Here is a 16222-nt window from a genome sequence, read left to right on the forward strand (position 1 = left end):
TCATTCACTCAAGAATCTAAAAGCAGTTAGCACTTAGCTGTTATGCCAACAAAAGTGCTTGCAGGTCAGCCAGAGACTTAACCTGATAGTGTGGGTTAATACCCGCTGGCGTTGCCTTTTCTTGGCTGTTTAACCAACACGTTTCGATGCCAAAATCTAGCCCACCTAAAATATCTGAATGTGGGTTATCTCCGACCATCAATACTCTCTGCTTTGATGGCAATCCAACCAGCTTATGCGCATATTCAAAAATCTCGGTATCCGGTTTAGCGACCCCAACCTCTTCAGAAATAATCACGTGATCAAAGTAATCCGTCATTCCTGTGCGCTCTAAACGGATAGACTGAAGCTCTGTAAAGCCGTTAGTAATGATGCCCATGTTCACTTTGCCTTTTAAAGACTCCATTAACTCTTGTGCACCCGGTAACAAAGAACAGATATCCGCCATCGCCATTAGGAATGCACTGTTTAAAGCAGCGGTTGTTGTCTCTAATTTTTCAGCCCAGCTTTCGAAGCGCGTGTGCTTCAATTGGTCAGCAGTAATGCGACCATCTTGGTAATCGACCCAAAGTGGTAAATTAACCTTCTGATAAGCAGCATAATCTTGCTCGCCGAAATCCACACCAAAACGGGAGAACATCAGCTTCATTCCTCGAAAAGCATCAAAGTGGAACAAGGTTTCATCTGCATCAAAGAATATCCAATCGTACTTCATTTTATTTCCTACTATTCGCGCTGTTGAGCAGTGTCTGCGTTGTTTTTGTGTTGGTTTTTATTATTGCCCTCAAAGGGCGGAGCATCACTTTACTCTCAATTTTGTGAGCCTGTATATAGTTCTAAGAATTTATAGAAAACAAGCAACAAGTCATGATGTATCGCAAATTTTGCCACATATTAAACCAATACCATACAAGAAATACACATAGGTACCGGGAGGTATTATGAAGCACTTTTTACCGTCATCTGTCATGCTCACCCCTTTTCTTGTCAAATACTATGACGAGGAGCCAGAGGACAAGGCTGAGTCTGAAGAAGTACAAGAGCCTCAAGTTCAATGCAGTGATGACTCCGATAAAAAGTAGACACAAGATAACTAGAGAAACCTTTGATTAAAAGCCTTACTTTTCATAGTGATATAAACGAAATTCTGCTTGTTATTTAGTCAATCTAGCACTGTCCATTACTGACAAAGAACACACCAGGAAACCATAAAAACGATTGCTATATGAGCCCCATCACAACAACTAGCCATAAAGTGGTAGTTCGGAATCAAAATTGTTCCAGATCAATGGTCGACCACTTGAATGCCGACAACATGTAGGAAATAAAAAATCATAATTAACGGAGTTTTCCAATGTCTACTGCATTTTATATCCCTACAATCAACTTCATGGGTACTGGCTGTTTGAAGGATGCTGCTGATAGCATTCAGTCTCAAGGCTTCAAAAAAGGTCTTATCGTAACAGATAAGATCCTTAACCAAATTGGCGTAGTTAAGCAGGTACAAGACCTCCTTAGCCAGCGTGGCGTAGACGCAGTTGTATTCGACGGCACTCAACCAAACCCAACCATCACGAACGTGAACGATGGTCTAGAGTTACTGACTGACAACGATTGTGACTTTGTTGTTTCTCTCGGTGGTGGTTCGCCACACGATTGTGCAAAAGGCATCGCTCTGGTTGCTTCTAACGGTGGCAAGATTGCAGATTACGAAGGCGTTGATCAGTCTGAAAAGCCAATGATGCCTCTAATTGCGATCAACACAACAGCAGGTACGGCTTCTGAAATGACGCGTTTCTGCATCATTACTGACGAAGCTCGTCACATTAAGATGGCTATTGTTGATAAGCACACAACACCGCTTATCTCAGTAAACGACCCTGAATTAATGCTAGCTAAACCTGCATCATTAACTGCTGCAACTGGCATGGATGCATTAACGCACGCAATCGAAGCTTACGTTTCTATCGCAGCAACGCCAATTACAGACGCTGTAGCAATTAAAGCAATTGAACTTGTGCAAGCGCACCTAAGAACAGCAGTTGCACACGGTGAAGACATTGAAGCTCGTGAGCAAATGGCTTACGCGCAGTTCATGGCTGGTATGGCATTCAACAACGCTTCTCTTGGCTACGTTCACGCAATGGCGCACCAGCTAGGTGGTTTCTACGACCTTCCACACGGTGTATGTAACGCTATCTTGCTGCCACACGTTCAACGCTACAACGCGCAAGTTTGCCCTGAGCGTCTACGTGATGTGGCAAAAGCAATGGGTGTGAATGTTGAAGGTATGACAGCAGAGCAAGGCGCAGAAGCAGCTATCAACGCGATTGTTCAACTAGCAAATGACGTGAACATCCCAACTGGTATCGCGCAACTTGGTGCGAAACTAGAAGACATCCCGACTCTGTCTGACAACGCACTAAAAGACGCTTGTGGTTTCACTAACCCTAAACAAGCAACTCACGAAGAAATCTCAGCGATCTTCGAAGCGGCAATGTAATCTAGCGACAAGTTATTCGAGCTAGAAACACAAGACTCTTGCTAACAACCAATGATTAAACAAACGGGCTCACCTTCTGAGCCCGTTTTCTTTTATCTGTCCGATACCTTTCAAATCTTTACCTTCCCCACGCCCTAGAACCGTTAATCAATAGCGACTCACCACGAAAAAGTCGCATTGTTGCGATCGCTTGGTTATAGTCAAACTATTGATATATAGACTAACAAATAGGTTCCATTGAGTCGTTGGATAGCTAGCACCTCATTATTAGCTTCACTCGTTGTACACTCAGCTCAAGCAGAGGAACAAAATGAGTGTCACAGTCAGCCGTTAGAAGACGCCCCAGTCGAAAAGGCTTACCATTTCCTGAACAGTAAATTTTGCCAACCCGCACTCTGGTTCGATAGCTTCTTTGTCGATGATCGCATTACCGAAGATGCCAGAGCTGGTACCTCGGTGCGTTGGTACAACGATTTTATTTACTCAGAAGGTGGTGACGTCGACTACTCAACCAAGCTCAACGCACGTTTACATCTTCCCTTTGCGAGTAAGCGCCTAAAATTAATCTACGAATCTGTCAGCGATGAAGAGTTCTTCGATTTCTTTCCGCAAGATTCAGAGGAATTAGAGAGCGCACTCGGCCTACGTTACGATGCTTATGCCAAGGGTTACAGTAGCTTCAATATCAAAGCGACACTGCGCCCGAGGATTGAAGCTCGTTATCGCTTTACCTACCCTCTCACCACCGATGTCGTATTCAGGCTGACCCAACGTGTGTATCAAGAAAAGCAAGAAACTGGCGAGATCACTGATATCGATTTTGATCTTTCTTTGAGTGATGACTTCTTAGCACGATGGTCGAACTTTGCAGGTTATAACGACGACTTTAAAGGCTGGGAGTATGGTACGGGGCTAACTTTGTATCACTACCTTTCTCAAGACCAAGCTCTACAATACAGCGCCACGATCACAGCAACCAGCGAACCGTATAACCACTACGAATATTCACAAGTGTCGATAACCTACCGAGAAAACGTTTGGAAAGAGTGGCTGTTCTACGAATTGATTCCGCGCTATCAATGGGAACGAGAGCCCTATGAGAAACACACCGAAGAAGCCAACATCACCCTTAGGCTTGAAGTCTTGTTCAACAATGTCTAGTGGAACAGTATCTAGTGAGTGTTTGTGAGAGGCGGGCATCGTGAGATAAATACATGGACACAAAAAAAACACATCATGTGATGTGCTTTTTCAGTTCTATATTAGGCTTAAGCTGTAGTCTTAACCCTTGTAGTTTCTTACTCGTGCCGCTTCTGCTTCACGCTTGTCGACAACGGTTTTACCGATTGGCGCCAATGAGATAACCGCGAGCTTAAGGTGCTGAATCGCAAACGGAATACCTATAATAGTAATGAAACACGCTACTGCTGACATGATGTGACCAATCGCCAACCAGATTCCAGCAAATAAGAACCAAATGATGTTACCAATCATACCAAGTGGGCTGGTCCCGATGTCAGTTTCATTGGTCAATTCATCACGTGAAATCGCTTCTTGACCAAATGGGAAGAATGAGAAGTTACCCATTACAAAACACGCTCTACCCCATGGAATACCAACGATGGTGAGGAATGCGAGCAGTCCGAAGAACCACCATGCCAATCCCATAAATACGCCACCAAACAGAAACCAAATGATGTTTCCTATTGTTCTCATGTTGTCTTCTCCAAATCTTTGAATACTGTTTATTTCATATGCCGAGTAAGGCAATACTTGTTCTAATAGGTTCATTATTATTGAGTCTTTATGAACCGATTATGAATCACCTACATTTCCTGTGATTGATACACACCACGAAACGCCAAATCCGCATAGGGATCATCGATTTTATTTGATACCATGCTCTTAGATTTTTAGTACCACAAAGCTAAACAGCTACAATAGCTACAACAACTAATTGAAGGCCGAATTTATGAACAACACTGAGCAACCTAAAAAGAAAATGAAAAACTGGGTGCCAATCGTCTTCTTCGGACTTCTCAGCACAGTCCCAGTGTTCATGTTCTTAGTCGACGTGTACATCAACCAGTATATGTAACAGAGCCGGACATCCTAGCTATATAAATGGATATAGGAACCCTTTCCCATATCCATTTCAGTTCCAATTAGATCAGTTTTTCTTCAGTCAGCTCTTCTGTAATCAACTCAACTCTTCCGTGACCAAATCAGCTCTTCGTTAATCAAATCAGCTCTTCGCTAATAAAATCTAGAACGTCGATCAGCTCATGATCTGGTAAATTTAGTAAGTTATCCCCTACATACCATTCAATCTTGCATTGGTTTGGCAACTCACTGATCGCTGGATTTCCTATCCAAATCTTGTGTTTCTTCGCTATGTTATCTCTCACAATAATGCCGTCTTCATAGCTGACAGGTAAATATAGGTGAAGCATGTTGACCTGCGGTTGCTGCGGGTTCACTTTGAATTGAGGGTAATCCAATAAGATTTGGTAAAGCTGCTTAGTACGATCATACAAAGCTGGCATTAACTCGAGTCGTTGGTCAAACTGCATGGCCGCCGATACCACATAAGGCGTTCTATGGTACACATTACCGCCTTGTCGCTTCATCCATGCTGAAGCTTTTTCTACAAAAGCCTTATCACCTAATAATAGTGAACCACCAAGGCCGTTTAACCCTTTGTAGAGCGAAACATAAGCCGTATCGAAACCCTTCGCAATCTCGCTATAAGGCTTTTGGTAATACGCTCCGCACTCCCACAAACGTGCACCATCCATATGAAGGTGAATCGATTGTTCTTTGCAGTAGTGCTTGATCGCTTCAAGCTCATCCCATTCAGGTAATTGGCCGCCGATTTCACGCATGGGTAATTCATATAGAGCGGCTGCAATTTCATCAGGCCAAGCCTTTAAGTCGTCGACATTCCAAGTGCGAAATACATTACCAACAGGCAGTACGTTGAAGCGGTTTTGGAGCTGATACCCTTGGCGTTCATGACGCATAATATGACTAGATTCATGCATCGCCACTACTGGAGTTCTTTTCTCTTGGCACGCAATTTCTAATGCTGTGGGTTGATTCATGGTGCCGGTAATCACAAATACGGCCGCTTCATAGCCGAGCAGTTCCGCGACTTTGTTTTCGAAACTCTCGATAAACTCACCATCACCGTAGCTATCATGGCGCACATTGTGTGTCTTACACCATTCAGCCATCTGAGCGAATGTTTGTGCTGGAGTCGGTTCTCGGTGACCGGAAAGCAACAAATCACATTGTTGACGCAAGTCCATGCTCATAGTTTTTCCTTTATTCATTGTTGTTCTATGTAGGGTTATTGGATTGTTTACGTTACCCACCAACGGTGACATAAAATGCCCATATTCGCTTTTACTATTCGTGAATAATTAGTTTTACTCAGTCATCGACGGCTTGTGACGGAAATACTCAAATTGACGGATGTTTTATATAATTAAGTGCCTAAAAACACACGCATCTAAATAGATAAGTATGGGCTAATTCGTTGTTGTTCAACCAATCTTCTATTATTGTATATCTATAATTCCAATAAATATTATTCGTTAATGGACAAAGAGGGTTATATGTCAAAAAATCGAGTTTTGGTGCTATTCGCCCACCCTTCTCAGCATCGCTCTGAAGCTAACAAACCCTTATTTGAACAAGCCAAGCGCATTAACGGAGTTACCTGTGTCGACCTCTATGCTGAGTATCCGACATTCAAGGTCAACATCGACCGTGAACAAAAACGCCTATTGGACCATGACATCATCATTTTTCAATTCCCACTATATTGGTACTCAACACCCGCGATTCTTAAAGAGTGGCAAGACCTCGTCCTAGAGTACGGATTTGCTTACGGCACCGACGGTAATGAACTGCAAGGTAAAAGCTTGTTATGCAGTATCACCGCTGGCGGCAAGAAAGATGCTTATCAGACTGACGGTTATAACCACTTCACCATACGTGAACTGCTTCATCCAATCGAGCAAACTGCTTCCTTGTGCGGCATGAACTACTTAGCCCCATTGGCTTTATTTGGTTCACGTACTGCGTTGGAAGAAGGCCGGATTCAAGATCACGTAAACAGCTATAAAGTGCTTTTAGAAGCGTTTGTTGCTGGCGAAGTCGACCTTAAAAAAGCAAGTAAGGCTGAAAAGCTAAATCATTACGTTGATCAACTGATGAGCAGAGGTTAAATCATGACAGGATACTTTCTACAAGCATTTATCTATTTGCTAGCAGCAGTCATCGCCGTCCCTATCGCCAAGAGGCTTGGCCTCGGTTCAGTGCTTGGCTACCTGATTGCTGGTGTTGTGATTGGTCCAATTATCGGCTTAGTAGGCGAAGAGACCACAACGATTCAACACTTTGCTGAATTCGGCGTGGTGATGATGTTGTTCTTAGTTGGGCTGGAACTTGAGCCTAAGATGCTTTGGGCAATGAGAAACCGTCTTATGGGACTGGGTGGCCTGCAAATTGGTGGTACGACCGCGATAGTCATGGGTATTGCTCTGTTCTTTGAACAACCTTGGACGATCGCGCTCACCATAGGTTTGATCTTCGCACTGTCATCAACCGCGATTGTTCTACAAACATTCAATGAAAAAGGGTTGTCTAAAACAGAAGGCGGCAAAAACGCTTTCTCAGTACTACTGTTCCAAGATATTGCCGTTATTCCAATGTTGGCGTTCATTCCTCTACTTGCTCTTCCTGAACTGGTAGCCTTAGCAGAGAGTGCAGCAGAAACCGCAGCACATCACGATGAGTTAAGTTTAGTTGCAGGGCTACCTAGTTGGGCATATGGCCTTGTTATTACCGCTTCCATCGCCATCGTGGTTGTGGGTGGACATTATCTAAGTCGTCCCCTCTTCCGCTTTGTTGCAAGCTCTGGCCTGCGAGAGATCTTCACTGCAACCGCACTGATGTTGGTTATTGGCATTGCTGCGCTGATGAGCCTGGTCGGTCTCTCGCCGGCTTTGGGTACCTTCCTTGCCGGTGTAGTTTTGGCTAACAGCGAGTTCAGACACGAACTGGAATCCAACATTGACCCATTCAAAGGGCTGTTGCTTGGTTTATTCTTCATTACGGTAGGTGCTGGAATCGATTTTGGTGTTCTGTTTAATGATTTTGTGCTCATCATTGGCTTAACGCTTGGCGTAATGGCACTCAAAGCATCAGTTCTGTTCACACTGGCGCTGATCTTTAAAATCAAAAATAGCGACCGATGGTTGTTTACATTGAGCTTGGCGCAAGCCGGTGAATTTGGGTTTGTACTACTGAGCTTCTCGGCTCAAAACCACGTATTGCCCGCGGATATAGTCCAAACTCTGTCGCTGGTTGTTGCTCTTTCAATGTTCCTAACACCAGGTTTATTCATTCTATTTGATAAAGTAATACTTCCTCGTTACGAACAAAAATCTAACGATCGAGAAGCCGATACTATCGAAGAAAAAGGCACCGTCATCATTGCGGGTATTGGTCGCTTTGGTCAGATTGTTAACCGCTTATTGGTGTCGAATGATGTCAATACTGTGGTTTTGGATCACCAAGCCAACCAAGTAGATTTGTTACGCTCCATCAATATCAAATCTTACTTTGGTGATGCCACTCGTCATGACTTATTGCACACCGCAGGTATCGAAGAAGCGGCAATGCTTGTCGTCGCGATCGATAACCAAGACTCAAGCGTTGAGTTGGTTAAGTACGTTAAACACACCTACCCTAACGTGAAAATCTTAGCGCGTGCGTTCGACCGTGGTCACAGTTACCGCCTACGAGAAGCCGGTGCAGATTCTGTAGTCTCAGAAACGTACCACTCGGCACTTGAAATGGGCGCAGAAGCCTTGCGTTCTTTAGGTCATCACCCATTCTTCGTCGAACAGCAAAAATCGACGTATCAACGTGTTGAAAGCCGTAAGTCTGAAAAGCTTTACCAAGCTTGGTCTGAGGCAGAAGAGAACCCGCGCTACGACAACAACTACCGACAAATCTTTATTCACCTTGAAGAAGCAATGAAAGAAGATATGAAAAAAGACCGTTCAGACAAGCACTCTCACTCCGAACGAGGTTGGACACCGCCACCAAAAGGCTATGCAGATGGCTTTGAGGAAGAAGAAAGCTAAACGGGACTCAGTCATTCTTGATGGCTGTCGGTAGCCGAGCTAACTTAGGTAATTCTTCATCTAATCCAATCGCTACTGCATGGGTTAGGAACTCACCAAAGTAAGACGTTCTATGGGTGACTGTTCCTTGAGCATGTCGCCCATTTTAGTGAGATCCAAAAACGAAAAGGCGACAGTTTTCACTGTCGCCTTTGTAATTGTTGATCAACTAAAGCTTATCCTAAATCTAGGATTATTTTACCTGACAGACTAAAGAGCATCATGTTGAGGCTTGGATAACATCACCTTGAGCGGTCAAGTGTCCTGAGTTAACTTGCTCTAACAGTATTGCTTCAGTTCTTACCTTCATGGCTTTACTCGTCATAGAGAAACCTAACACTTCAGTCACTGATTTTATCAGATCATCGCACGATATAGAGAAAGTGTCCTTAACAGTATCTACTGCTGCTTTTGCAATTTCACCGTCATAAATTAAATCGTACTTTCGTTCATTTGATGGCAATTCAGATCGATTGCGAATCGTAATTTCATCGTAGCTCTTAGCTATAATAAACTCACCGTCTAGCTCAATACTCCCTTGTCTGTTGAGTAAGCTTATTCCATCAAGAATCGCACGATTGATACGAGCACCACTTCGTGAACTGCCAACCGCAGACAACAAACGAATGCTTAGCTGTTTCACATGAATTGGCGACTCAAGCTTTACTACCTTCAGAATATCCTCCGCTAACGTTGCTGTTCTAACATCTGGAATAAGATCTCCAAGACTCAAGCTCAATTGCTCTATTGGGAATGTTTGATACACAGCGGCTGATGACTGATGTTCAACTTCGACTCTTTCAATCGCAGCTTTTGGCTTTGATTTTATAGCCTCTTTAGCAACAGGCTCTGAATCGTAGGCTTCATAATACGCAATCGTAGACTTGATGGCGTCATCAAGTCTTTCCGTCTCTTTATGTCGATTACGGAACCAATCAGTACTCCAAATACGATGGAAGCGCCAGCCAAGTCCTTCAAGCACACTTTGACGAATACGGTCACGATCTCTAGCACTTTTCGAACTGTGATATGTCGCACCATCACACTCTACTGCAAGCATATAACGACCTGGCTTATTTGGATCTCGGACAGCAATATCAATGTAAAAGCCTGCACAACCTACCTGCGGCTGAACTTGATAACCCAAAGAGCGAATTGATGATATAACTTCTTCTTCAAACGGCGAATCAGGTCCTTTGCCTGTTTCTTCTCTCTTAACTAAATCACCTGTTTCTGCATAATGTAAGAAGTTCTTTAACGCTCTAACGCCAAAGGGAGATGCATCCGTCGTTGGCATTTCATCACCTTTGAAGTTACTAAACACCTCCATACACATACGAGCACGAGAAATAAGAACATTGAGTCTTCGCTCACCACCATCACTGTTTAGTGGGCCAAAACTCATGGGTAAGCGGCCTTCGTTCGTTTTACCATATCCAATGCTGATATAAATGGTATCACGCTCATCACCCTGCACGTTCTCAAGGTTTTTAACGAAGAAATCTTCTCCTTCTTCATGCTCTCCGAAGAAATGTTCTAGGTCTGGATTCGTCTTTCTTAATCGCTCAACCTCTAGAAGGATGGCATCACGCTGAGCAGTACTGAATGCAACAACACCTAATGTTTGATTTGGTGTTGTCTTTGCGTGTCTAATCACGGCCTCTGCAACCGCTGCGGCTTCGCCCATATTGCTTCTTGAACCACCACGATCGTACGTAGTATTTGGCAAGTAGTTAAGGCTTAAGCCTTTTGCATGAGGGTTGATGCCCGATGACGGGAAAATCATCAACTTGTTGTCGTAAAACTCTTGGTTAGACACCGCAATCAAGGATTCATGGCGACTACGATAGTGCCATTTCAGCATTTTCTCTGGAGTCCCTGATGCTAAGAACATTCCCAGAATACTTTCCATATCTGCTGTAACGCTTTCTTCTGCATCTTCATCATCCAAGACTAATTGCTTACCAAAGAAACTTGTTGGTGGCATTTGCTTGGTATCACCTACCACGATAACTTGTTTGCCACGCATGATAGCTCCAAGCGCATCAGCAACTTTAACTTGTGAGGCTTCATCGAAGATAACTAAATCAAACTCAACAACTCCTGGCTCTAAGTAAGTTGCAATCGACATAGGACTCATCATAAACACTGGCTTGGTCTGCTGGATCACACGACCTGATTTATTAAGCAAGCGTCTAATTGGCATCTGACGGCGTTTCTTATTGAACTCACGTCTTAACGTTTCTACCTCACCTCTTGCTGACGGATTCGGTAGATTGTCATAAAGTTGTTTCACTAAGGTTTCTTGAGCAAAGTGAAACAATTGACCATCAATAGCGCTAAACTGCTCAATCTGCTTTTCGTGCTCTACACGATCGAAGTAGCGGATCTCATCTCGTGAATCATACTGGTGTTCAACCAATGCGCTATAAAACGTAAACTTGAAACAATCACGAATTAAAGTAGGTGTGTCTGACCATACAAATGCTTTCTTTCTCCAGTCACAAAGCCCAACACTGTCTAGCTCTGAAGCTAAGCGATTAAAGCGGGTTAAAGGGTAAAATTTTTGAAGATCAGTATCGAATAACTCAACACCATCACAAGGTAGAGAGTCACATCGAACGATAAAATTCGCCAAGTCTAGCTGGAGTAAAGAAGCCAACTGACCCATGACCTCATTACGCTGACTGATTAACTCTTTTACTTGCTCGAGTTCGATGGTTGAAAAGCCAATTTCCTTTGATGGGTCTAAGTACTGAGCCAGACTACTATCAAGCGAGCCAGACTTTATTCCTACATGGCATTGGTTAACCCACTGAAGCGGTTTTAAGATAGCTTTCCAGTCAGTGCTTTCACTTTTGAAGTGGCTACCGATGGTATCAATAGCAAGCTGAGCAGATTCAACAAAATGCTTTTGTGTCGAGCGATATTTGAGCACGGTATCAATTTTCTCAATCCAATCGCTCGCCCCGCCAACCAAGCCACTCTTACACATCCCTGTATAAGTGCTTTTTGCTTGGCGATAGTCGCCAGATAGGAAGCGCCACCATTTCTGACCAGTAGTAAGAAGCGAGCCACGAATAGGTATCCAATCATAATCTAAAGCGTTATCCACAAAATGAGTCGATAACTCAGATTTTTGGTCCTGAAGTGTCGCACCTTGAAGAGCAAAATCGAGTATTACATCGCCTTTAGACTCCCAAGCAGAAGAGTTCGCATCGACACTTTCAAGCTCTGGTCTATCTGCAATGAGAGATAAACCTTCAAATACTGATACACAATCAGTGTAATTGGTGATCGGTGTTACATAATCAGCACAAGAGTGAAGCTTTGTAATTTGGGTTATGATTTTTTCTTGTGTGCTCTTGAGTTCGGAAACCAAATTTTGAGCCAACTTATCATCAGCAGGTGAATAATCGGTAAGGCTTGTTGATGAGAACAAATTTAAGCTTGGAGCATTATGTTCAGCCAAATAATCAACAACTTCCGTTATCTTTGCTAAAGCAGACAAGTAGTAGCTCTTGTCCCATACGTTCAAATCAAAATCTTTACTGGGTAGATCACCTGTCGCGATTGAGGCTTCGATAATGATACGCTCAAGCTGAGATCTATAACCGAGCGCATCGTGATAGCTCACTTCCGTATTAGCAATACTTTCATTAATCGACTGACAGTAATCATCTAACTTATTACGTAATGAGACTAAGCGATCAATATCTTCACTTCGTTCTGGCGTGATTGGAGCGTGTTGCAGCAGTGTATTTTCTAAAGATGAAAGTACTGACTTCTTGTTTGCTTTATGAGAGTGCAACTCTAAAACAGAATCACCGATATGACAGTTGTCTAGGCGGCGCTTTACGACATCGAGAGCTGCCATTTTTTCAGCGACAAACAGCACTTTTTTATTATCAGCTAAAGCTTGAGAAATGATGTTAGTAATCGTTTGAGATTTACCCGTACCTGGGGGGCCTTGAATAACAAGGTTAGCACCTGTTCTTGCAGCTAACACCGCCTCTGTCTGGCTTGAATCAGAATCTAAAACAAGTTGGACTTCTTCGACACGGTTTACGTCCATCGGTGTTGAATCAAGCAAAGTTGAATCACTTTCAAAATCTTCAGTAAACAACTTTTGAATCAGTGCATTTTCTGACGGCTTCTTACCTTCAGGCCATACTTCATCTGATAAGTCTTGGTACATCTGGAACTTACCAAAAGAAAAGAAGCTTAAAACAATTTTATCACTCTCTACTGACCAACGTCTCTCGCCTGAGATAGCTGTAGACACTAAATCTAAATAGCCTTGATAGTCATAGCCATCTTCGCCTTCTTCAAGGTCGGGGAGTATAGTACCAAATTCCATTTTAAGTTTTGCTGCAAGCGTTAGGTTTGTTCCTAACTCATTTTCTGTGTAGCGAATTTTGTATGTATCACCCGCATCTGCTCTAAAAATTTCGACAGGTACTAGCACTAAAGGAGCGTATCTAGGCTTGTCTGAATTATCATCTTCAAACCACTTAACGAACCCCATCGCAAGATAAAGAAGGTCAACCCCCTGCTCTTGCACAAATGTAGTGGCTTCTGTGCTTAACTTTAGTAATCGGGTGTCTAAGGACTTTCTGAATAATTGGGTTTGTAAGGCATTATCTGAATGCCTCTTATCACCATTTCTTTCTTCAAGATGGGTCGTCAAATCAGTTAAAGATATCGACTTGTTGTCTTCTGTATCCAGAGAATCTGGAGCAGAAAGAAATGACATTGTTTTTGATTCTCCAACCAAGAGCTTAAACACTTGTTCAGACTTTTCATCAACAATATCTAAAGTTTTGGCTCCCTTGCCGACATTAAGTAATGTATTCCCTCTAAGCCCCATATCAAGGAGTTCTTGACGGCTTTTATCAAAAATATCTTTAAGATTTGAGTTCATCTTTTTTAGCTCGCAGTTCAATTAATCGCATTCTATACCAATCGTTCCGCCTGTTTATATAAACCAGATCAATTTAACTTTTCTGAAAAGTAAAAATATGTTCCGTCAGTACAAAGCTTACCGTGTTAGCCATGACGAAAATACAAAAAAGGCGACAGTAATAACTGTCGCCTTTCTAATATCTTGTTAATCAGTTAAAGATTATTCCCAATCAAGAATTACTTTACCTGACATACCAGAACGCATCATGTCGAAGCCTTTCTGGAAGTCGTCCACTTTGTAGTGGTGAGTAATGATTGGTGTTAGATCTAGACCTGACTGGATTAGTGAAGCCATCTTGTACCACGTTTCGAACATCTCACGACCGTAGATACCTTTGATAACCAAACCTTTGAAGATTACTTGGTTCCAGTCTACTGCCATGTCTGATGGTGGAATACCTAGCAGAGAAATCTTACCGCCGTGGTTCATGTTAGTCAGCATGCTGTTGAACGCTGATGGGTTACCAGACATTTCTAGGCCTACGTCGAAGCCTTCTGTCATACCAAGATCAGACATTACGTCTTCAAGTTTCTCTTCCATCACGTTTACTGCACGAGTTACACCCATTTGACGAGCAAGGTCTAGGCGGTATTCGTTTACGTCAGTAATGACAACGTGACGAGCACCAACGTGCTTAGCAACAGCAGCAGCCATGATACCAATTGGACCAGCACCAGTAATTAGCACGTCTTCGCCTACTAGGTCGAAAGAAAGCGCTGTGTGTACTGCGTTACCAAACGGGTCAAAGATTGATGCTAGATCGTCAGAGATTTCTGCTGGGATCTTAAATGCGTTGAACGCAGGGATCACAAGGAACTCAGAGAACGCACCAGTGCGGTTTACACCAACACCTGTTGTGTTACGACAAAGGTGAGTACGGCCGCCACGACAGTTACGGCAGTGACCACATGTGATGTGACCTTCGCCAGATACACGGTCGCCGATTTCAAAACCACGAACTTCTTGGCCGATGCCAACAACTTCGCCCACGTATTCGTGACCTACTACCATAGGTACTGGAATTGTGTTTTGTGACCACTCATCCCAGTTGTAGATATGTACGTCTGTACCACAAATTGCAGTTTTCTTAATACGAATAAGAAGATCATTATGACCCATTTCAGGTTTTTCAACCTCGGTCATCCAGATGCCTTCTTCAGGCTTAAGCTTAGAAAGTGCTTTAATTTTCATAATGTTATCCAGTTCATCTCGCCTAACAGTAAGGCGAGAATCAAAAATCTATATGTTCTATTGGGTGTTGTTCTATCTAATCAAAGGATGCAAAGGCACCCCTTTAAAATTAGATGATAGCCATGTCTTTACCAACTTGGATGAACGCATCAATTGCGCGATCCAGTTGCTCACGAGAGTGCGCAGCAGACATTTGCGTACGGATACGAGCTGCGCCTTTTGGTACTACTGGGAAAGAGAAACCTACCACGTAGATGCCTTTCTCTAGTGCGCGCTCTGCGAATTCAGCCGCAACTTTTGCATCACCCAGCATGATTGGGATGATTGCGTGGTCAGCACCGCCCATAGTGAAGCCCGCAGCTTCCATACGAGTACGGAAGTGAGCAGAGTTTTCCCATAGTTGAATACGTAGGTCGCCAGATTCCGCTAGAAGATCTAGAACGCGGATAGACGCCGATACGATTGCAGGAGCAACAGAGTTAGAGAATAGGTATGGACGAGAACGCTGACGTAACCAGTCGATTACTTCTTTCTTACCAGAAGTGTAACCGCCTGAAGCGCCACCCATTGCCTTACCAAGCGTACCTGTGATGATGTCGATACGGTCAACAACGTTGTGGAACTCGTGAGTACCTGCGCCGTTTTCGCCCATGAAGCCAACTGCGTGAGAGTCATCAACCATCACTAGTGCGCCGTACTTATCAGCAAGGTCACAGATAGCAGGAAGGTTAGCGACTACGCCGTCCATTGAGAACACGCCGTCAGTTACGATAAGCGTGTGACGAGCGCCCGCTTCTTTAGCTGCGATAAGTTGCTGCTCTAGCTCTTCCATGTTGTTGTTCGAGTAACGGAAGCGCATTGCTTTACACAGACGAACACCATCAATGATAGATGCGTGGTTTAGAGCATCAGAAATGATTGCGTCTTCTTTGCCTAGAATCGTTTCGAATAGGCCAGCGTTTGCATCAAAGCAAGATGTGTAAAGGATAGTGTCTTCTTTACCAAGGAACGTAGATAGCTTTTGCTCTAGTTCTTTGTGAGAGTCTTGAGTACCACAGATGAAACGTACTGAAGCCATGCCAAAACCGTGCTGATCCATACCATCTTTAGCTGCTTCGATAAGAGCTGGGTGGTTAGCAAGACCTAAGTAGTTGTTTGCACAGAAGTTTAGTACTTCTTCACCAGTCGAGATAGAAACCGCTGCTTTTTGTGCAGAAGTGATAATGCGCTCAGACTTGTAAAGACCTTCTTCTTTAACTTCTTCGATTTGAGTTTGAATCTGTTGGTAAAATGCAGAAGACATTGTCTATTCCTTCCTAATTATTATTCAGCAGCATCGCGCGCCGCATTATGTAGGGGATG

Annotated in this window: 10 protein-coding genes; 4 read left to right on the top strand and 6 right to left on the bottom strand. The window is 43.4% G+C overall.

The genetic code is table 11. The annotated features are described in order from the left end of the window. Positions 1 to 40 precede the first annotated feature (40 nt). A complete protein-coding gene (gene yjjG / locus OCV44_RS15295) occupies positions 41 to 715 on the bottom strand; it encodes a pyrimidine 5'-nucleotidase (protein ID WP_139685834.1) in 675 nt (224 codons plus the stop codon). A 639-nt stretch (positions 716 to 1354) separates the two neighbouring features. Between yjjG and yiaY the strand changes: the two genes are divergently transcribed. After that, positions 1355 to 2503 (top strand): L-threonine dehydrogenase, encoded by a 1149-nt coding sequence (yiaY, locus tag OCV44_RS15300; protein WP_009845589.1) that lies wholly within the window; start codon positions 1355 to 1357, stop codon positions 2501 to 2503. A gap of 237 nt (positions 2504 to 2740) precedes the next feature. Further along, positions 2741 to 3664, top strand: a complete 924-nt coding sequence (locus OCV44_RS15305; RefSeq protein ID WP_139685833.1) for a hypothetical protein — start codon at positions 2741 to 2743, stop codon at positions 3662 to 3664. A 120-nt stretch (positions 3665 to 3784) separates the two neighbouring features. On the opposite strand, the gene OCV44_RS15310 is transcribed toward OCV44_RS15305, so the two are convergent. After that, positions 3785 to 4219, bottom strand: coding sequence for a YccF domain-containing protein (locus tag OCV44_RS15310; protein WP_017075771.1), 435 nt, complete (start codon positions 4217 to 4219; stop codon positions 3785 to 3787). A gap of 524 nt (positions 4220 to 4743) precedes the next feature. Next, positions 4744 to 5820 (bottom strand): threonine aldolase family protein, encoded by a 1077-nt coding sequence (locus OCV44_RS15315; RefSeq protein WP_139685832.1) that lies wholly within the window; start codon positions 5818 to 5820, stop codon positions 4744 to 4746. A gap of 303 nt (positions 5821 to 6123) precedes the next feature. Here OCV44_RS15315 and OCV44_RS15320 point away from each other — a divergent pair, with 303 nt between their 5' ends. Both OCV44_RS15320 and OCV44_RS15325 read left to right on the top strand, forming a co-directional pair. Next, positions 6124 to 6738, top strand: coding sequence for an NAD(P)H-dependent oxidoreductase (locus tag OCV44_RS15320; protein ID WP_139685831.1), 615 nt, complete (start codon positions 6124 to 6126; stop codon positions 6736 to 6738). 3 nt (positions 6739 to 6741) lie between these two features. Further along, complete coding sequence (locus OCV44_RS15325; RefSeq protein WP_139685830.1) at positions 6742 to 8664, top strand: monovalent cation:proton antiporter-2 (CPA2) family protein; 1923 nt, start codon at positions 6742 to 6744, stop codon at positions 8662 to 8664. 259 nt (positions 8665 to 8923) lie between these two features. Here the strand turns inward: OCV44_RS15325 and OCV44_RS15330 are convergent, their stop codons facing one another. From OCV44_RS15330 to OCV44_RS15340, 3 genes are all read right to left on the bottom strand, one after another. Next, complete coding sequence (locus tag OCV44_RS15330; protein ID WP_139685829.1) at positions 8924 to 13627, bottom strand: DUF3320 domain-containing protein; 4704 nt, start codon at positions 13625 to 13627, stop codon at positions 8924 to 8926. Positions 13628 to 13828: 201 nt separating this feature from the next. Next, positions 13829 to 14860: an L-threonine 3-dehydrogenase gene (gene tdh / locus OCV44_RS15335; protein WP_009845596.1), complete on the bottom strand. Its 1032-nt coding sequence runs from the start codon at positions 14858 to 14860 to the stop codon at positions 13829 to 13831. Between the two features lie 109 nt (positions 14861 to 14969). Beyond that, the gene (locus OCV44_RS15340) at positions 14970 to 16163 is read right to left on the bottom strand and encodes a glycine C-acetyltransferase (protein ID WP_017098369.1); all 1194 of its coding nucleotides are present in this window, start codon (positions 16161 to 16163) and stop codon (positions 14970 to 14972) included. Positions 16164 to 16222 lie beyond the last annotated feature (59 nt).

This window comes from Vibrio tasmaniensis (assembly GCF_024347635.1).
In the GTDB taxonomy this organism is placed as follows: Bacteria; Pseudomonadota; Gammaproteobacteria; order Enterobacterales; family Vibrionaceae; genus Vibrio; species Vibrio tasmaniensis.

What these genes read in the sequence shown, in the direction of transcription:
- OCV44_RS15315 (WP_139685832.1), bottom strand. Translation starts at nt 5,820, where the DNA reads ATGAGCATGGACTTGCGTCAACAATGTGATTTGTTGCTTTCCGGTCAC.
- OCV44_RS15325 (WP_139685830.1), top strand. Translation starts at nt 6,742, where the DNA reads ATGACAGGATACTTTCTACAAGCATTTATCTATTTGCTAGCAGCAGTC.
- OCV44_RS15340 (WP_017098369.1), bottom strand. Translation starts at nt 16,163, where the DNA reads ATGTCTTCTGCATTTTACCAACAGATTCAAACTCAAATCGAAGAAGTT.
- tdh (WP_009845596.1), bottom strand. Translation starts at nt 14,860, where the DNA reads ATGAAAATTAAAGCACTTTCTAAGCTTAAGCCTGAAGAAGGCATCTGG.
- yjjG (WP_139685834.1), bottom strand. Translation starts at nt 715, where the DNA reads ATGAAGTACGATTGGATATTCTTTGATGCAGATGAAACCTTGTTCCAC.
- OCV44_RS15320 (WP_139685831.1), top strand. Translation starts at nt 6,124, where the DNA reads ATGTCAAAAAATCGAGTTTTGGTGCTATTCGCCCACCCTTCTCAGCAT.
- yiaY (WP_009845589.1), top strand. Translation starts at nt 1,355, where the DNA reads ATGTCTACTGCATTTTATATCCCTACAATCAACTTCATGGGTACTGGC.
- OCV44_RS15310 (WP_017075771.1), bottom strand. Translation starts at nt 4,219, where the DNA reads ATGAGAACAATAGGAAACATCATTTGGTTTCTGTTTGGTGGCGTATTT.
- OCV44_RS15330 (WP_139685829.1), bottom strand. Translation starts at nt 13,627, where the DNA reads ATGAACTCAAATCTTAAAGATATTTTTGATAAAAGCCGTCAAGAACTC.